The organism is Bradyrhizobium sp. T-12 (genome assembly GCF_058314695.1).
The window spans coordinates 5,341,537-5,358,322 of sequence record NZ_CM177756.1 but is presented as its reverse complement, the minus strand read 5'-3'; the positions used below and the strand labels follow the sequence as shown (position 1 = coordinate 5,358,322).

The window sequence follows — 16,786 nt, the reverse complement described above, 5'->3', positions numbered from 1 at the left end:
GCGTCCTCACTTCAGCTTGCATTTGCTCTCCGGACGGTCATAGCCGAGCGTGTCGAGCTCGGAGACCTGATGCAGAAATCCGTCCTGCGGCGAGACCGACACCACCATGCGGCCGTCGACCAAGAGGATCGGCTGGCGCAGCTGCAGGTTCCAGTCGCGCAAGGTGAGCCGCGTGCCCTTGAAGGCCGCGACCGAGAAGTCCGGGCCCTTGATGAAGTCCGAGACCTTCTTGACGTCGCCCGAGTTGGTGCGCGAGGTGGCTTCCCCGATCATGCGCACCGCGGTCCAGGCCTGCATGTCGAGGGCCGTCATGCGCCGCGAGTTCAGCTTGACGAAGCGGTTCTGCATCTGGATCGCGCCCCACTGGTCCTGCGAAGCGTCCCAACTGCGCGGCACGAGGCCGGCCGAGCCGGCGACAGGCCGCGGATCCCAGGTGCGATAGGGCAGGTAGGCGCCGAACACCTCGCTCTCGTCGGCCGCGACCAAGACGTCATAGGCCGGCGCGCCTTGCGTGAACACCGGCATCTGGCGCTGGATCAGCGTCACGCCGCTGTCGGTACGGCGGGCGCCGCCTTTGTCTTCGAAAGTCTTCTCCTGCACGATCTTGGCGCCAAAGCGTGTGGCGGTGCGCCGGAGCGCGTCCGCGAACAGTTTGTCCTCGTCGTGCGAGCCGACCACCAGCAGCCAGCGCGACCACTTCTTCCACACCAGATACTGCCCGAGCGCATCGGCCAGCATCGCGCGCGTCGGTGCGGTGTGGATGACGTTGGCACGGCAATCGGCTTCGCGCAGCCGCTCGTCGATCGCCCCCGCATTGAACAGAAGCGTGCCACGGTCGCGCAGGGCATCCGAGACTTCCAGGAGCGCATCGGCCGGCAGGTCGGTGATGATGAAGCTGTTCTTCTCGGCGAGCGCGGTCGCCGCCTGCACCGGGTCCTCGCCCTCCTTGATGCGGCGCTCCTCCAGCGCGAACCGCTGGTTGAGAAACTTACCCGTGGTGTTGTTGTCATCGATCGCGAGGCGCGCGCCGGCGACGCCGTCATTCTCCGCAGGAAGTTCGACCAGCGACAGCGTCGATCGGGTGCCGGCGACACCGAGATAGCCGACGCCGATCAGGGCAGGCTCCGCCGCGAGCGCGCTCGTCGCAGCAAGGCCAAAGCCGATCAGACCGGCCAACCATCGGATCATGTTTCCTCCAGGTATTCTCTCCCGCTTGACCGCCGGTAGAGAATTGTCTCTGCTTCAAGCATGACCAATTTGTCAGGGCATGCAACCCCGCATTTCGTCCCCGCGCGCACGAGGACTGGAATCACGATCATGCGAGCATCGATGGTGATCGCCGCTTTGCTGTTGACGCCTGCGGTCGCGCGCGCCGATCCGCCGAAGCTGGCCGTGTTCGATTTCGAGCTGATCGACACCAGCCTGCCCGGGGAGTTCTATGGCTCCAGGCCGGAAGAGGCGCGGCTCCTGCGCATCAGCGAGCAACTGCGTAGGGAATTGACGGAGTCCGGCAGGTTCCAGGTGCTGGACATTGCGCCGGTCAGGGACGCGGCCCGTCACGCCAATTTACAGGCCTGCGGCGGCTGCGATCTCAAGCTCGCCGGGCAGCTCGGGGCAGACCTCGAGATCACCGGCATGGTGCAGAAGGTCTCGAACCTGATCATCAACCTCAACATCTATCTGCGCGACGTGAAGACCGGCGCCATGATCACGGCGGCGAGCGCCGACATGCGCGGCAACACCGATGAAGCCTGGACGCGCACGATGAGCTATCTGATCCGCAACAGGCTGCTGGCGCCGAATTACGGAAAGCGGGAGTAGGGGGAATTACTCGCCGCGACGGCGGTGCACCCTCGCCCCTTGTGGGAGAGGGTGCATTCGCGGAGCGAAGCCGGGTGAGGGGTTCTCTCCGCGAGTCCAACTCTTACCGAATTTGCGAATAGATACCCCTCATCCGGCGCTTCGCGCCACCTTCTCCACAAGGGGAGAAGGGAAGGGCAGCCAGGGCCCCCTCAGCCCTTCAGCTTCTCCGCATGCCAGTGCAGGTGATCGCCCATGAAGGTCGAGATGAAGTAATAGCTGTGGTCATAGCCCGCCTGACGCCGCAGCGTCAGCGGGATGCCCGCCTTGGTGCAGGCGGTTTCGAGCAGTTCGGGCCTCAGCTGCTCCTTCAGGAAATTGTCGGCCTCGCCGACGTCGACCAGGAAGCTTGAAAACTTCGCACCGTCCTCGATCAGCGCCACCGTGTCGTGGCTGCGCCATGCGTCCTTGTTTGGTCCGAGATAGCCCGTGAGCGCCTTGATGCCCCAAGGCACAAGCGAGGGCGCCACGATCGGCGCGAACGCGCTCGCAGCGCGATAGCGATGCGGGTTGCGCAGCGCCACCGTCAGCGCGCCGTGACCGCCCATCGAATGGCCCATGACCGACTGCCGCTTGGCGTCGACGGGAAAATTTCCCGCGACCAGCTTGGGCAGTTCGTCCGTGACATAACTCCACATCCGATAATTGCGCGCGAACGGCTCTTGCGTCGCATCGACATAGAAGCCGGCCCCGAGGCCGAAATCATAGGCGTTGTTGGCATCGCCCGGCACGTCGGTGCCGCGCGGTGAGGTGTCGGGCGCGACGAAGATCAGGCCGAGCTCGGCGCAGGCTTTGCGGAATTCGCCCTTCTCGGTGACGTTGGCATGGGTGCAGGTGAGCCCCGAGAGATACCAGACCACGGGCAGCTTCGCGCCCGCGGCGTGCGGCGGAACATAGACCGAGAATACCATGTCGGTTCCGGTCGCCTGGCTGGCATGGCGATACACACCCTGCACACCGCCGTAGGATTTGTTGGTCGAGACAGTCTGAATCGTCATGCCTTCACTCCGTGGCATCTCACCACATCAACATTGCAACGCTTGTGTGACCGAAATTTGTGGCGTCGTCAGGCGACACCGCTGTCGATCGCCAGCCGCACCAGCTCGACCGAGGTCTTCACTCCGAGCTTCTGGCGCATGATGGACGAGGTGTTGGCGACCGTCTTGTACGACGATTGCACCAGCCAGGCGATCTCGGACAGGCTTTTTCCCGCGCTGAGCAGCCGCAGTATCTCCATCTCGCGCGCGTTCAGCTTCGACAGCGGGCTCTGCGCCAGCGTCGGCCCTGCAAAGGCGATGCTGCGCGCGATCGCGCTCGGCAAGTACGTGCCGCCGCCTCCGACGGCGCGGATCGCCTCGACGAGGTCGTCGGGATCGCCGGTCTTGGAGACGTAGCCCTTCGCGCCGCATTCGATCGCCCGCGCGGCAAAGGCCGGATCGTCGTTCATGCTGAACATGATGATGCGGGCCTCGGGCGCGCGCTCGAGGATGCGGCGCGCGAGCTCGAATCCGGAGACGGTCGGCAAATTGATGTCGATGATGCAGAGGTCCGGGCGCTCGACGATGAAGACGCACTCACCGTCTTCGGCGTCGGCGGCCTCCAGAATCTCGATCTCGCCCTCGTCGGCCAGCACGGCACGGCAGCCGGAGGCGACGATGGGATGATCATCGACGATCAGAATGCGCATAGGCGTTCCCCGCGACAGCGTTCCCCGTGACAAGATTTGCCCATTCTGCGCCGCATGATACCGACATGGGACGGGCGCGTGAGCGATGTGTCCGAGGTCGCCTCATGCAACCCGGGCGGGATTGCTGTACGCTTCCGATTAGATATCCGCCGCTTCGCCTCTGTCAACGTCATCGGACAGGGGCGGGCAGAGCTTCGCGAGGCACGGGCGACACCAATGTGGCAAAATCTATCCTTGCGCGGGCGCATCAACCTGTTGCTGGCGCTGCTGTTGGCGCTGGGGCTCGCCGTCAATATCGGCCGGCAGGTCGCGGAAGCAGGTCCCCGCGTGCAGGCCGAGGACCAGAGCGTGATCCGCCTGGCGCGCGAGTTCATCGAGATGATCGTCGCCGATCTCAACGAAGCGCCCGATCCGGAGGCCAGGCTGAACCAGATCGCACGCGATCTCAGCCGTCTGCGCCATGTCAGCATCGCGCTCCGGGACGAAGCCGGTCGTCCACTGACCACGCCGCGGACAGACGCCGATGATGACACGCGCGGGCCGCCGGCCTGGTTCGTCAGCCTGGTTCATCCCGAGCAGACCGCGGTCAGCGTGCCCGTCTCGATCCATGGCAAGCCGGGCTCGCTCCTGATCACCGCGCATCCCGACGACGAGATCGCCGAGATCTGGGACGCCATCGTCACCCAGCTCGAGGTCGGCTCCGCGATCGCGCTGGCGCTGTTTTTTCTGATGATGACCGTAGTCGGCCGGGCCCTGGCGCCGCTGCGGTCGTTGGCGGAGGCGATGGGGAAGCTCGAAGGCGGACATTACGAGGCCCGTGTCACGCCGGGCGGCGCGCCGGAGCTCGCGGCGATCTGCACCAAGCTCAACCACCTGGCCGCAACGCTTCATGAGGCGGTCGAGGACAAGCGGCGGCTCGCCGAGCGCGCAGTGTCGCTCCAGGACATCGAGCGCAAGGAGATCGCGCGCGAACTGCACGACGAGTTCGGGCCGTATCTGTTCTCGCTGCGCGCGCATGCCAGCGCGCTCGCGAAGCAGGCGGATGGACGCGTTCCGAGCACCGAGGCTGTGCGAAAACACGGCAGCGCCATGCTGGAGCAGATCAACGCGCTGCAGCAGTTCAATCGCCGCGTGCTGGAGCGGCTCCGGCCCGTCGGTCTCGCTGAACTGGGCCTGCGGCAGGCGCTCGAATCGCTGTCGCGGCTGTGGCGGGAATCGCATCCCGATGTCGCGATCGAGACCGTGATCTCACCCTCGCTGGGCGCGACGGGTGAGACCGCCGACCTCACCATCTACCGCATCGTGCAGGAGGCGCTCACCAACGTGTTCCGCCACGCCGGAGCGACCTCGGTCAATGTCGTCATCGAGCCGGCGGAGCAGATGGCGAACGATGGCCGCTTCTGCGCCCGGGTACGGGTCAGCGACAATGGCCGCGGCATGGAGCCGGGCCAGAAGCTCGGCTTCGGCCTTGTCGGCATGCGCGAGCGGATTCTGGCGCTCGGCGGCACGCTCAACGTCGTCTCCGGCGCCGGCGGCTTGACGGTGGAGGCGCTGGTTCCGACTGCGGCCGCCTAGTCGCGCCTGAGGCGGTCGGGAATAATTCCCGATTTCATCGGGAAAACGGGTGCGGATATTGCCCGACCTTTTGTGGCTGGCGCACCCATTGCGGCCGAATACACTCGTCCCGACCAATCGGCGAAGAGCAAAACAGCCGGTGGTCACGGATGGGAAGGCGGGGATGGGTAAGGTTCTTCGGTTCAAGCGTCATGTGTTGATGGTGTCGACCGGTCTGGTGTCCGGGCTGGTGTTCGCGGGCCCCGCCGGGGCCGCGCCGGACGAGGAGACCAACGTCCAGAACTTGCCGCCGGTCGAAGTGGCGGCGCCGCCGCCATCGGTGGCGAGGCGCACGGCGCCGACCAGGACGGTCGCGCGCATCGGGGCGGCGCAGTCCGCGAGCCCTCGCACACGCATCTACGTCTACCCGACCGCGCCGGGTGCGGGGAGGGGTCTCGATGTCGACAAGGTCCCATCGGCGATCAACGCCGTCGATCCGAGCCAGATCAAGCGCACCGGTTCGCTGAACATCACCGATGCTCTGCGCGACAACATCGCCGGCGTCAACATCACTGAGGTCACCGGCAATCCGTTCCAGCCGGATGTCGAATTCCGCGGCTTCGTCGCCTCGCCCGTGACGGGCACGCCGCAGGGCCTGGCGGTGTATCAGAACGGCGTGCGCATCAACGAGGCCTTTTCGGATGCCGTCAATTGGGATCTGATCCCGACCGCTGCGATCAGATCGGTGACGCTGGTGACCAACAATCCAGCCTTCGGCCTCAACGCGCTAGGCGGCGCCATCAATCTGCAAATGAAGGACGGCTTCACTTACCAGGGCGCCGAGATCGACGTGATGGGCGGCTCGTTCGGGCGCATCCAGGGCTCGGCGCAATGGGGCAAGCAGGTCGACAAGAACTACGGCGTCTACGCCGCGCTCGAAGGCCTGCGTGACAACGGCTTCCGCAATTTCTCGCAATCGACCGTGCGGCGCTTCTACGGCGATGTCGGCTACAAGGCCGGCGACAGCGAATTCCACGCCAATATGGGCGTCGCCAAGAACGATTTCGGCGCCAGCGCCACCGTCCCGGCCGAGCTGCTCGACAAATATTGGGGCGCGACCTACACCACCCCGCAGACCACATCCAACCGCGTCGGCTATCTCAATCTGACCGGCAAGGCCGATGCGACGCCGACCTGGACCCTCGAAGGCGCTGCGCATGTGCGCAGGTACGAGCAGAAGCTGGTCGACGGTAATCCGACTGACGCGCAGGAGTGCGCCGATCCGGCATTGCTCTGCTTCGGCGATGACGCCACGCCCGCGAATGGCGCGGGCGGCGTTCAGCTTGCCAATCCCTTTGCGCCGGGAACGATCCTCGGCGAGATCGACCGCAGCACGATACGTTCGACCAGTATCGGCGTGTCAGGGCAGGCTACCAACACCGATCAACTGTTCGGGCATGACAACCGCTTCGTGATGGGCGCGAGCTATGACGCAGGCGTCACGCGGTACAACGCCACCGCCGAGATCGGTTCGATCGGGGAAAACTATGTCGTCAACGGGAGCGGCCTCTTCCTCGGGCCGACCGGCCAGCCGACGACAGTTGCCGGCCCCGTCTCGCTGCGGACCGTCAATCAATATAACGGCCTCTATGCGATGGACACCTTCAACGTTACGAATGCCTTCGCCATCACCGGCGGCGGCCGTTTCAACATTGCGCGGATTTCGCTGGAGGATCAGCTCGGAGCCGATCTCAACGGCGATCACACCTTCACTCGCTTCAATCCGGTGATCGGCGGCACCTACAAGATCACGCCGGAGTTGACCGCCTATGCCGGTTACTCCGAGGCCAACCGCGTGCCCACGCCGCTCGAGCTCGGCTGCTCCGATCCAGCCCGCCCCTGCCTGATCGCGGCGTTTCTGGTCTCCGACCCGCCGCTCAAGCAGGTGGTGTCCAAGACCGTGGAAGCCGGCCTGCGCGGCACCAAGGAGTTGAACATCGGCACCCTCGGCTGGAAGATCGGCGGCTTCCGCGCGACGAATTACGACGACATCGTGGCGGTACCCGTCGTCGGCCGAACCGGCTTCGGCTATTTCTCAAACGTCGGCCGGACCCGCCGGCAGGGCCTCGAGGCCGAAGTCAACATCAAATCGCCGACGCTGCAGTTCCAGGCGAGCTACGCCTTCGTCGACGCGCGCTATCTTGACCCGCTCGAGCTCGGCTCGGAAAGCCCGTTTGCCGACGGTAACGACAACATCCATGTCGTTCCCGGCAACCAACTTCCCGCCATCCCCCGCCACCGGGTCAAGGTCGGCGTCGACTACGCCGTGACCGACGTCTGGAAGGTCGGCGGCAACGCGCTGTTCGTCTCCAGCCAATATCTGGTCGGCGACGAGTCCAACCAATATGCCAAGCTGCCGTCCTATACCGTGTTCAATCTCCATACCTCCTACCAGGTGGCGAAAAACATCCAGCTCTACGGCCGCGTCGACAACGTCTTCGACAAACGCTACGCGACCTATGGACAGTTCTTCGACCGGGAGGCCTTGCCCAACTTCACCAATGGCGGCGCCGAATTCACCGACCCGCGCTCGCTGAGCCCGGCCCGGCCGCGGGCGTTCTACGCGGGGATGAGGGTGACGTTCTAGGTACGGGTGCCGCGCCCCTGGTGTCCGCGATGGCGCTCGCTGAGCTTGGCAGAATATTCCGCCTCCGGCATGATGGTTTCGGAGGCTTGCTTTGCCGTGTCGTTGAAGAATCCGGATGCCGTCGCTTCGATCGTTGCAGCGCTTCGGCGCGTCTATGGCGATGAGATCGCGCGACTCATGCTCGTCGAGGGTATGACCCTCGCCGACTTGATCGATGCGATGTTTTCCGCGTCCCCGAGCCACCGCGATGCCGTTCGAGACATTACCGACGGATTGGACGATTTCGTCGTTTCGCCGGACCTCGGTCTGATGTGGCACCTCAAGTACATCTATGGCGACGAGCCCGGCTCACTGCACGTCGTGGACATGGAGATCGCCACGCCGAATGGCACGCTGGCAAGCAAGGACGTCTGGCTTCGTCTGTCATCTTAGAGGCGCGGTCCTTTGGACGATCTGGTCCCGGCACCGGCAAAGAGCGGGACGTCGTCGTCTTCACCAATCAGAAACCATGTCAAATGATCCGAAAAGTTTAACGAAACTGCTCGGCGATCTCCGCGTCAGTTTGTCGGAGGGCCGATGTCATGACAGAGCGCCAATTGAGAGAGCAGGAATGCCGGATCGCGCGTTACCGGCGGTTGGAGCGGGAGGTTACGGATCCGCTTGCGGCGTGTCTGCTTCACGGCATCGTCGAGGAGCTTGAAGCCGAGCTGCGCAAGGACAGGCCGGATTGGCACGGGCCGCGCGATTAACGCTTTCTTAGCGCTAATCATGCGGATTATCGTGGAGGGATGCCAGGGGAGACTGCTCCCATGCTGAAGGACGGGACATACGCGGCGTGGTACAAGACGCCGCTCGACCAGGGTACCGGGATCGTCCATGTCGCGGATGGACAGATCTGGGGCCGCGACAGCCTGATGACCTATCATGGCTCGTGTCACGTCGACGGAGATCGCTTCACCGCCACCGTGTCGACGAAGCGCCATACCAACGGCCGTGCAACGGTGTTCGGCGTGGACGACGAGCTCACGTTGGACATCGAGGGAAACTGCCCCGGCAAGATCGCGACCTACACCGCGACGGCACAACAAGTGCCCGGAATGATTCTCCAGGGAACGCTCATTCTCACCGAACAGAAGCCGCCGGCCGGTGAACAACGAGCCGAGCAGCGCCCGGCGTTCAATCCCGACAAGCTGCCGAAGTTGCCCAAGCGCTCGCGCTAAGCGGTGAAGCCTGCGCGGCGGCCGGCCCGCAGCCATATGTCGCGCGCCAGGCCGCGCAATTCTGCATCCGGTTTTTCCCAAACCTTGCTTCTCAAACCGCCCCGGACTCGCCATTGTGCGCCCGCAACAGTTCGAAGGCGGAGAAGCAGCAATGTCGGACAAGGTCTCGCGTCGCAGGTTCGCGAAAATCGCGGGGCTGTCCGCAGCCGGCTTGACCGGTCCGCTCGACGCGGCAAAGGCGAAGCCAGCGCCGCCGCCGCGCGCCGGCTTTCCGGCGGGCTTCGTCTGGGGTACGGCGACCTCGTCCTACCAGGTCGAGGGCGCGGTCGACGAGGACGGGCGAGGGGCCTCGATCTGGGACAAGTTCGTGCGCATCCCCGGCAAGATCGAGGACGGCACCACCGGCGACCGTGCCAATGAGCATTATCACCGCTACAAGGAGGACATCGCGCTGATCAAGGCGCTGGGCTGCAAGGCTTACCGCTTCTCGGTGGCCTGGCCGCGGCTGTTCCCGGATGGCGACGGCAAGCCCAACCCGAAGGGGCTCGACTTCTACAATAGGCTGGTCGACGAGCTCCTGAAGAACGGCATCGAGCCGTGGCTGACGCTCTATCATTGGGACCTGCCGCAATCGCTTCAGGATCGCTTCGGCGGCTGGCGCTCGACGGAAACCTGCAAGATCTTCGGTGACTACGCGGCTTATGTCGCCGAGCATCTGACCGATCGCGTCAAGAACGTCTTCACGTTGAACGAGAGCGGGCGCTTCGTCTATTTCGGCTACGGCATCGGCATCGACGCGCCGGGCTTGAGGCTGCCGCAAGCCGAGGTCAACCAGATCAGGCACAACAGCGCGCTGGCGCACGGGCTCGCGGTGCAGGCCGTGCGCGCCCACGGCCGGCGCGGCACCAGGGTCGGGCCGGCCGAGAACATCGATGCCTGCGCGCCCGCGATCGACACGCCGGAGAACGTTCGTGCCGCCGAGATCGCGCTGCGCGAGATGAACGCCGGCTATCTCAACGTCATCATGACTGGCCGCTACACCGACGCCTTCCTGAAATTCGCCGGCGCCAACGCGCCGAAATTCACCGACGCGGAACTCAAGATCATCTCCTCGCCGGTCGATTTCCTCGGTCTCAACATCTATGCGCCGCAGAACTACGTGGTGGCCTCCGATCAGGGCGCGGGCTTCATGCCGCTGCCGATCCCGAAATCGTTCCCGCACATGAATTCGGACTGGCTGCGCGTCGGGCCGGAGACGCTCTATTGGGTGCCGAAGCTGGCGGCAAAGATCTGGAAGACGGATGCGATCTATATCAGCGAGAACGGCGCCTCCGGCGACGACGTCGTCACGCCGGACGGCAAGATCTACGACACCGACCGCATCATGTACCTGCGCAACTATCTCGCCCAGCTGCAGCGCGCCACGGCCGAGGGCGTGCCGGTGCGCGGCTATTTCCTCTGGAGCCTGATGGACAATTTCGAGTGGGTCTACGGGCTGAACAAGCGTTTCGGGCTGTACCATGTCAATTTCGACACCCAGGTCCGCACGCCGAAACTCAGCGCCAGCTTCTATCGCAACGTGATCGCGAAGAACGCGGCGGGGGCGTGATGTCTTCTCCCGCGTAAAATCACCAGAGGTCGTCATGCCCGGGCTTGTCCCTGGACATCCACGTTATTCGCGCCGCGTAGCAAGACGTGGATGGCCGGGACAAGCCGGCCATGACGTCGCGGAGGCTTTCGTGCGGCGGAAAATCCGGGTGAGGGGCGGGAGAGGGCGTGGGCGCCCACGCATTGACTCTCCTCTTCCCCTTATTCAGAACCGTCCTCAACGCTCAAAACAAAGAGGACAACGCCCATGACCGATGCACTCATCATCGATGCCTGCCGCACCCCGCGCGGCGTCGGCAAGGCCGGCAAGGGAGCGCTTTCGGGCATCCATCCGCAGCAGCTCGGCGCAACCGTGCTGCGCGCGCTCGCGGAGCGCACCGGCATCAACACGGCCGACGTCGACGACATTGTCTGGGGCTGCAGCGCGCAGGTCGCGACGCAAGGCGGCGATCTCGGCCGGATGTCGGCGCTCGATGCCGGCTACGACGTGCGCGCCAGCGCCGTGACGCTGGACCGTTTTTGCGGAAGCGGCATCACCAGCGTCAACATGGCGGCATCCTCGATCATGGCAGGCGCGGAAGACCTCGTCATCGCGGGCGGCTGCGAGATGATGTCGATGGAAGGACGCCGCGGCTCAGGTCCGATGATGATGGACAACGGCAATCTGCGTCTGCGGGCAAAGCATCCGCAGTCGCATCAGGGCGTCTGCGCGGACGCGATCGCGACGCTGGAAGGCATTACCCGGCGGGACGTCGACGCGCTCGGGCTGGAGAGCCAGAAGCGCGCCGCGCACGCGATGACGAACGGCTATTTCAAGAAGAGCCTCGTGCCCGTTCACCGGGAGGACGGCAGCCTCGCGCTCGACCATGAGGAATATCCGCGGCCGCAGACCACGATGGAGGGGTTGAGCAGCCTGAAGCCGGCATTCCCCGCGGTCGCCGACTACGTGCTCGACGACAAGGGCACGACCTATCGCGGCCTGATCCTGCAGAAATATCCGGACCTGAACATCGACTTCGTGCACCACGCCGGCAATTCCTCCGGCGTCGTCGACGGCGCCGCCGCCATCCTCCTGGCTTCACCTGCTTACGCCAAAGCGCATGGCCTCAAAGCCCGCGCCCGCGTCGTCGCGATGGCGAACATGGGAGACTCGCCGACCCTGATGCTGAACGCGCCGGTGCCGGCGACGCGCAAGGTGCTGGCAAAGGCGGGCCTCTCCATCGACGACATCGACCTGTTCGAGATCAACGAGGCGTTCGCGGTGGTGGCGGAAAAATACATCCGCGACCTCAAGCTCGATCGCGCCAAGGTCAACGTCAATGGCGGCTCGATCGCGCTCGGGCATCCCATCGGTGCCACCGGCTCGATCCTGATCGGCACCGTGCTCGACGAGCTCGAACGGCGCGACCTCAAACGCGGTCTCGTCACCATGTGCGCCGCCGGCGGCATGGCGCCCGCCATCATCATCGAGCGCGTCTAGCCTTATTTTCTAGGGTGAAACACGCGCCTCCTTTGACAAAGAGGCCGGTCGTCGCTTGTCGAAAGTGGCGAATCAGTTCTAGCAAGATGTCGTGCGGGCCTTTGAAACAAGGCAAAATCCGCTGCCTGAGGCTTCTCCCGCTCTGGAAGCAGCTAAAATGCAGGGTTTTTTGCCATAGAGGGCCAAAAAAGCCCGTAAAACCGCGACAAAACTGTGCAGAAGGCTATAGGCCTTCGCCGGTTGGTCTAATATGCAGCCGTCACGAATCAGAGGAGACACGATGGCAACCCAAATGTCCAAATCGCAGCTGATCGAAAAGATCGCGACCGCTACCGAGCTTTCCAAGCGCGACGTCAAGAGCGTCATGGAGACGCTGACCGACGTCGGTCACAAGGAGCTCAAGAAGAACGGCCTGTTCCTGGTGCCGGGCTTCGCCAAGTTCGTCGTCATCAAGAAGCCCGCGACCAAGGCACGCAAGGGCACCAACCCGTTCACGGGCGAAGAGATGATGTTCAAGGCCAAGCCGGCCCGCAAGATCGTCCGCGCCCGCCCGGTCAAGGCGGCCAAGGACGCCGTGGGCTAACGACGCAAAGGCCCCCTTGGGTAAAAGGGGGCCTTTTGGTTGGGGCAGCCGCGAGGACTTGAGACGGAGGGCTCAACCCTTGCGGCGCTTCACCCGGACCGGGACCGGCTGAAGCCGCGGTTCTGGTCCTGCAAGCGCATCGCGCACCCGGTCAACGGCACGATCGAGCAGCTGGCGCAGCCGCTGCGTTTTCCGAGATCGCTTCGCGTCTTCGAGCAGTTTCTTCATCGCATTCACTCCGCCGCCTCGACCTTTGCCTCGACCGGCTCGAGCGCGGCCGCGATGGCTTCGTCGACGCGCTCCAGCCAGATGAATTCGAGGTTGTCCCGCGCGCTCTTCGGGATGTCGTCGTAGTCCCGCTTGTTGCGCGCCGGCAGCATCACCCGCTTCAGGCCGGCGGCCGCGGCTGCGACCACCTTCTCCTTGATGCCGCCGACCGGCAGCACCAGGCCGCGCAGCGAGATCTCGCCGGTCATGGCGGTGTCGCTGCGCACCGTGCGATTGGTGAGCAGGGACGTCAGCGCCGTGAACATCGCAACCCCCGCGCTCGGTCCGTCCTTCGGGGTCGCGCCCGCGGGAACGTGAACGTGGATGTCGCTCTTCTCGAACGCCTGCGGATCAATGCCGAGCTGCGAGGCTTTGCTCTTCACCAGCGTCATCGCCGCCTGCACGCTCTCGCGCATGACGTCGCCGAGCTGGCCGGTCAGGATCATGCCGCCCTTGCCGGGCACCTTTGACGCTTCGATGAACAGGATGTCGCCGCCAACAGGCGTCCAGGCAAGGCCGGTGGCCACGCCCGGAATGCTGGTGCGCTGCGCGATCTCGCCTTCGAAGCGCGGCTGGCCGAGCACCGTGCCGATGTCCTTCACCGTGATCACGACCTTCGCGGCCGTGCCCTCGGCGACCTGCACCGCGGCATGCCGGAACAGCTTGCCGATCTCGCGCTCGAGGTTACGCACGCCGGCCTCGCGGGTGTAGCCCTTGACCACCAGCTTCAGCGCCTCCGGCTCGATCTCGGCCTGCTCGGCCGAAAGGCCGTTGGCCTCCAGCTGCCGCCGCACCAGATAGCGCCGCGCGATCTCCAGCTTCTCGTCCTCGGTGTAACCGGCGAGGCTGATCAGCTCCATGCGGTCGAGCAGCGGACCCGGGATCTGGTCCAGCATGTTGGCGGTCGCGATGAACACCACGCGCGACAGGTCGAAGGGCACGCCCAGGTAATTGTCCCGGAACGTCCCGTTCTGCTCGGGGTCGAGCACCTCCAGCATGGCAGCCGAGGGATCGCCCTGCACGCCACGGCCCATCTTGTCGATCTCGTCCAGCATCATGACGCAGTTGCGGCTGCCTGCCTTCTTGATGCCCTGGATGATGTTGCCGGGCAGCGCACCGATATAGGTGCGCCGGTGGCCGCGGATCTCGGCCTCGTCATGCACGCCGCCGAGGCTGACGCGCACGAAGGGGCGATCCATCGCGCGTGCGATGGATTGGCCGAGCGAGGTCTTGCCGACGCCGGGCGGGCCGACGAAGCACAGGATCGGGGCCTTGCCCTGCGGGGCCAGCTTGCGCACCGCCAGATATTCGATGATCCGGCTCTTGATCTTCTCCAGCCCGAAATGGTCGGCATCCAGGATGGCGCGCGCCGCCTTGATGTCGATCGGCTTCTCCGCGGGCAGCGCCCAGGGCAGCTCGATCAGCCAGTCCAGATAGGTGCGGACCATGCCGGCCTCGCCGGCAGCCTCCGGCATGCGCTCGTAGCGGCGCAGCTCCTTCCTGGCGTGCGCGTCGGCCTCGGGCGGCATGTTGGCCTTGGCGATGGCAGAGGTCAGCTCGGCGACCTCGGCCGCCTTGCCGTCGCCTTCACCCAGTTGCCGCTGAATGGTCGCCATCTGCTCGCGCAGGATCGCCTCGCGCTGCCGCTCGTCGAAGGATGCCTTGGTCTTCTGGCCGATCTCGTTGGAGATGCGCAGCACCTCCAGCCGCTCGGCCAGGTGCTTGGACACCTTCTCGACGCGCAAAGCGAGGTCGATGGTTTCCAGGACCTCCTGCTTGTCCTGCGGCTTGATGTCCATGAACGAGGTCGCCAGATCCGCCAGCGCGCCGGGCGCACTGGTGCCCTGGAACATCGCGGCCAGCTCGGGCGGCGCCTGCGGCAGCAGCTCGATGGCCTCGATGGCCTGGCGCTGCAGGTTCAGGGCGCGCGCCTCGATCTCCGGCGAGGTCGTGGTCGGCTCGGGGATCTGCTGGAATCGCGCGACCGGGAACGGCGTCCCCGGCAGGAAGTCGAGCAGGCGCGCGCGCTGCACACCCTGGCAGACGATGTGGTGCGTGCCGTCGGGCGCGGTGATGTAGCGCACGATGTTGGCGATGGTCGCGACCCGGTAGAGATCGTCCGCTCCGGGCGCCTCGGTCTCGGGGCTGCGTTGCAGGACGATGCCGATCGGCCGCTGCTCGCGCAACGCCTGCTGCGCGGCGGCGATGGACTTGGCACGGCCGATCGTGATCGGTGCGATGGCGCCGGGGAACAGCACCATCTCGCGTACGGGGACGATGATCAGCGCGTCGTCGGGGATCTTCACGTCGTTATCAGTCTGTTCGTTGTTCATCTGTTCGGTGGCCATGATCGACCTCAGGATTTGGCAAGGCGCAGCGCGACGCAGCCGTCCATCACGAAGCGGCTGATGGCGTAGCGGCCGAGGGGCAATGCAATGCGGCGCTCGAAGCGCCCCTGCGGCAGTTCGAGCCGGTGGATGCGGGCGTTGCGGAGCTCCGGGGGCAGGGTGCGCTGGCCGGAGATGACGAGCACGCCGTCATGGATGACCGTCTCGACATTGTCCGGATTGACGCCGGGAAGCGCGATCAGGATCAGAAGCTCGTGCTCGGTCTCGAGCACGTCGATCGGCGGCTCCCAGCAGGCTTCCTGGCGGCCGAACTGCTGGCGCAGCCGGTCGGCGCGGGTCAGCGAGTCCAGGGCTTCGGACAGCATCCAGTCGAGGGGATTTTTTGGTTGCATGTTGGGGCTCAGGGGGTGGGAAAGCCTGCATATGGGGCCGGTTCCCGGGAAATCCAGTGCGGCGGCGCTGACGTGCCATGCGCTGTCGTGCGATTGAAAAACAAACGCCGCGGCCCTGGCCCAACGAGCAAACGCCGCGGCACAGGCCGCGGCGTTTCGTCATCGGCAGCGGCGCGCGTCAGGCCGCCGCGCGATACTCTTCTTCCGCTTCGAGGTTGATCACGGACGTGGCGAGCTCCGTCAGCGTGTGATCGGTCGCCTCTTCCTCGTCCAGCGTCGCCTGAAGCAGCCTTGCCGCGTCCGGCATGCCGAGCTCCTCGGCCCAGGTGCGCAAGGTGCCATAGCGCGAGATCTCGTAATGCTCGACCGCCTGGGCGGCCGCGAGCAGTCCCGCATCGAGCGCCGGGGCACCCTTGAAGTCCTTCATGATCTCGGCACCCTCGTCGGTGATGCCGTTGATGGCCTCGCAGGGCTTGCCGCGCGCCGGCTTGCCCAGCATCTTGAAGATCTGGTCCAGCCGCTTGACCTGGCCCTGGGTCTCCCGCAGGTGCTTGTTGAATGCGGCGGCCAGCTCCTTCGATTGCGCGGCCTTGGCCATCTTCGGCAACGTCTTGATGATCTTGTTCTCCGCGAAATAGATGTCCTTCAGCGTCTCCAGAAACAGGTCGCTGAGCATCTTCGGCGCCTGACGCGGTCGGCGCGCCGCGGTCTTCTTCGTCGTGCGTTTCTTTGCTTTAGCCATACATCCTCCTCATGAGGTGACACGGGAAGGCCTCGCCCTCCTCAATCCTCAGGCGATCAAAGCCGCTTCATGAACGAAAGTTCCAAACGGCTGAATTGCGCGCGGCGCTCACTCAGGTCGGACGCTTGTAGGGATCTTCCTGGCGCTGTCGTGCCTCGGTGTTGCGATCGAGCTGCGCCCGCTCGCTGCGCTTGAGGTGACCGGCCTTCATCACGCCATAGACGAGGACCCCGCCGAGCACGAACGCGCCGATGAACCAGAGCCAAAGCAGGTTGGCCGAGAGCTGGCCGAGGAGCATTCCGATTCCACTGTCGCTCATTGTCGTCTCCGGTGATTTGCAAAGCGGCTTTGCTGGGCTAAGTCAGCCCGGCCGCCATCGTTCCTGCGTCCAAGGACCA

17 protein-coding genes are annotated in these 16,786 nt (G+C 64.9%); 9 read left to right on the top strand and 8 right to left on the bottom strand.

From position 1 onward, the window contains the following. Positions 1 to 6: 6 nt before the first annotated feature. Positions 7 to 1,188 (bottom strand): ABC transporter substrate-binding protein, encoded by a 1,182-nt coding sequence (locus AC0WRY_RS25580; protein ID WP_194403561.1) that lies wholly within the window; start codon positions 1,186 to 1,188, stop codon positions 7 to 9. A gap of 129 nt (positions 1,189 to 1,317) precedes the next feature. Here AC0WRY_RS25580 and AC0WRY_RS25575 point away from each other — a divergent pair, with 129 nt between their 5' ends. Continuing rightward, entirely contained in the window at positions 1,318 to 1,821 is a 504-nt protein-coding gene (locus AC0WRY_RS25575; RefSeq protein ID WP_246776327.1) for a DUF3280 domain-containing protein, read from the top strand. Between the two features lie 191 nt (positions 1,822 to 2,012). Here AC0WRY_RS25575 and fghA read toward each other — a convergent pair whose 3' ends face one another. Together fghA and AC0WRY_RS25565 are read right to left on the bottom strand one after the other, a co-directional pair. Beyond that, positions 2,013 to 2,858, bottom strand: coding sequence for an S-formylglutathione hydrolase (gene fghA / locus AC0WRY_RS25570; protein WP_194403559.1), 846 nt, complete (start codon positions 2,856 to 2,858; stop codon positions 2,013 to 2,015). A gap of 68 nt (positions 2,859 to 2,926) precedes the next feature. Continuing rightward, on the bottom strand, positions 2,927 to 3,547 hold the full coding sequence (locus tag AC0WRY_RS25565; RefSeq protein WP_018320706.1) for a response regulator: 621 nt from the start codon (positions 3,545 to 3,547) through the stop codon (positions 2,927 to 2,929). Positions 3,548 to 3,763: 216 nt separating this feature from the next. On the opposite strand from AC0WRY_RS25565, the gene AC0WRY_RS25560 reads away from it, so the two are divergent. From AC0WRY_RS25560 to AC0WRY_RS25525, 8 genes are all read left to right on the top strand, one after another. Further along, the gene (locus tag AC0WRY_RS25560; protein ID WP_194403558.1) at positions 3,764 to 5,122 is read left to right on the top strand and encodes a histidine kinase; all 1,359 of its coding nucleotides are present in this window, start codon (positions 3,764 to 3,766) and stop codon (positions 5,120 to 5,122) included. A 163-nt stretch (positions 5,123 to 5,285) separates the two neighbouring features. After that, on the top strand, positions 5,286 to 7,748 hold the full coding sequence (locus AC0WRY_RS25555) for a TonB-dependent receptor (RefSeq protein WP_194403557.1): 2,463 nt from the start codon (positions 5,286 to 5,288) through the stop codon (positions 7,746 to 7,748). A 96-nt stretch (positions 7,749 to 7,844) separates the two neighbouring features. Next, complete coding sequence (locus AC0WRY_RS25550; RefSeq protein WP_371746150.1) at positions 7,845 to 8,180, top strand: hypothetical protein; 336 nt, start codon at positions 7,845 to 7,847, stop codon at positions 8,178 to 8,180. 149 nt (positions 8,181 to 8,329) lie between these two features. Next, positions 8,330 to 8,497 (top strand): hypothetical protein, encoded by a 168-nt coding sequence (locus AC0WRY_RS25545; protein WP_164937874.1) that lies wholly within the window; start codon positions 8,330 to 8,332, stop codon positions 8,495 to 8,497. Positions 8,498 to 8,557: 60 nt separating this feature from the next. After that, positions 8,558 to 8,968, top strand: coding sequence for a hypothetical protein (locus tag AC0WRY_RS25540; RefSeq protein ID WP_194403556.1), 411 nt, complete (start codon positions 8,558 to 8,560; stop codon positions 8,966 to 8,968). A 151-nt stretch (positions 8,969 to 9,119) separates the two neighbouring features. Continuing rightward, the gene (locus AC0WRY_RS25535) at positions 9,120 to 10,577 is read left to right on the top strand and encodes a GH1 family beta-glucosidase (protein ID WP_194403555.1); all 1,458 of its coding nucleotides are present in this window, start codon (positions 9,120 to 9,122) and stop codon (positions 10,575 to 10,577) included. 246 nt (positions 10,578 to 10,823) lie between these two features. Further along, entirely contained in the window at positions 10,824 to 12,056 is a 1,233-nt protein-coding gene (locus AC0WRY_RS25530; protein ID WP_194403554.1) for an acetyl-CoA C-acetyltransferase, read from the top strand. A 280-nt stretch (positions 12,057 to 12,336) separates the two neighbouring features. Then, on the top strand, positions 12,337 to 12,639 hold the full coding sequence (locus AC0WRY_RS25525; RefSeq protein WP_094891268.1) for an HU family DNA-binding protein: 303 nt from the start codon (positions 12,337 to 12,339) through the stop codon (positions 12,637 to 12,639). 72 nt (positions 12,640 to 12,711) lie between these two features. On the opposite strand, the gene AC0WRY_RS25520 is transcribed toward AC0WRY_RS25525, so the two are convergent. From AC0WRY_RS25520 to AC0WRY_RS25500, 5 genes are all read right to left on the bottom strand, one after another. After that, a complete protein-coding gene (locus tag AC0WRY_RS25520; RefSeq protein ID WP_194403553.1) occupies positions 12,712 to 12,867 on the bottom strand; it encodes a hypothetical protein in 156 nt (51 codons plus the stop codon). A gap of 5 nt (positions 12,868 to 12,872) precedes the next feature. Further along, entirely contained in the window at positions 12,873 to 15,254 is a 2,382-nt protein-coding gene (gene lon, locus AC0WRY_RS25515) for an endopeptidase La (RefSeq protein ID WP_194403552.1), read from the bottom strand. An 8-nt stretch (positions 15,255 to 15,262) separates the two neighbouring features. Then, positions 15,263 to 15,646 carry an Hsp20/alpha crystallin family protein gene (locus AC0WRY_RS25510; protein ID WP_194403551.1) on the bottom strand — a complete coding sequence of 128 codons (384 nt, stop codon included), beginning with the start codon at positions 15,644 to 15,646 and terminating at the stop codon, positions 15,263 to 15,265. A gap of 178 nt (positions 15,647 to 15,824) precedes the next feature. Further along, positions 15,825 to 16,388, bottom strand: coding sequence for a YciE/YciF ferroxidase family protein (locus tag AC0WRY_RS25505; protein ID WP_194403550.1), 564 nt, complete (start codon positions 16,386 to 16,388; stop codon positions 15,825 to 15,827). 112 nt (positions 16,389 to 16,500) lie between these two features. Further along, positions 16,501 to 16,707, bottom strand: coding sequence for a hypothetical protein (locus AC0WRY_RS25500; protein ID WP_091966675.1), 207 nt, complete (start codon positions 16,705 to 16,707; stop codon positions 16,501 to 16,503). Between the last annotated feature and the right edge of the window lie 79 nt (positions 16,708 to 16,786).

Bases quoted from the DNA above. Each gene is read 5' to 3' on its own strand.
- AC0WRY_RS25580 (WP_194403561.1), bottom strand. From the start codon at position 1,188: ATGATCCGATGGTTGGCCGGTCTGATCGGCTTTGGCCTTGCTGCGACG.
- AC0WRY_RS25575 (WP_246776327.1), top strand. From the start codon at position 1,318: ATGCGAGCATCGATGGTGATCGCCGCTTTGCTGTTGACGCCTGCGGTC.
- fghA (WP_194403559.1), bottom strand. From the start codon at position 2,858: ATGACGATTCAGACTGTCTCGACCAACAAATCCTACGGCGGTGTGCAG.
- AC0WRY_RS25565 (WP_018320706.1), bottom strand. From the start codon at position 3,547: ATGCGCATTCTGATCGTCGATGATCATCCCATCGTCGCCTCCGGCTGC.
- AC0WRY_RS25560 (WP_194403558.1), top strand. From the start codon at position 3,764: ATGTGGCAAAATCTATCCTTGCGCGGGCGCATCAACCTGTTGCTGGCG.
- AC0WRY_RS25555 (WP_194403557.1), top strand. From the start codon at position 5,286: ATGGGTAAGGTTCTTCGGTTCAAGCGTCATGTGTTGATGGTGTCGACC.
- AC0WRY_RS25545 (WP_164937874.1), top strand. From the start codon at position 8,330: ATGACAGAGCGCCAATTGAGAGAGCAGGAATGCCGGATCGCGCGTTAC.
- AC0WRY_RS25540 (WP_194403556.1), top strand. From the start codon at position 8,558: ATGCTGAAGGACGGGACATACGCGGCGTGGTACAAGACGCCGCTCGAC.
- AC0WRY_RS25535 (WP_194403555.1), top strand. From the start codon at position 9,120: ATGTCGGACAAGGTCTCGCGTCGCAGGTTCGCGAAAATCGCGGGGCTG.
- AC0WRY_RS25530 (WP_194403554.1), top strand. From the start codon at position 10,824: ATGACCGATGCACTCATCATCGATGCCTGCCGCACCCCGCGCGGCGTC.
- AC0WRY_RS25525 (WP_094891268.1), top strand. From the start codon at position 12,337: ATGGCAACCCAAATGTCCAAATCGCAGCTGATCGAAAAGATCGCGACC.
- AC0WRY_RS25520 (WP_194403553.1), bottom strand. From the start codon at position 12,867: ATGAAGAAACTGCTCGAAGACGCGAAGCGATCTCGGAAAACGCAGCGG.
- lon (WP_194403552.1), bottom strand. From the start codon at position 15,254: ATGGCCACCGAACAGATGAACAACGAACAGACTGATAACGACGTGAAG.
- AC0WRY_RS25510 (WP_194403551.1), bottom strand. From the start codon at position 15,646: ATGCAACCAAAAAATCCCCTCGACTGGATGCTGTCCGAAGCCCTGGAC.
- AC0WRY_RS25505 (WP_194403550.1), bottom strand. From the start codon at position 16,388: ATGGCTAAAGCAAAGAAACGCACGACGAAGAAGACCGCGGCGCGCCGA.
- AC0WRY_RS25500 (WP_091966675.1), bottom strand. From the start codon at position 16,707: ATGAGCGACAGTGGAATCGGAATGCTCCTCGGCCAGCTCTCGGCCAAC.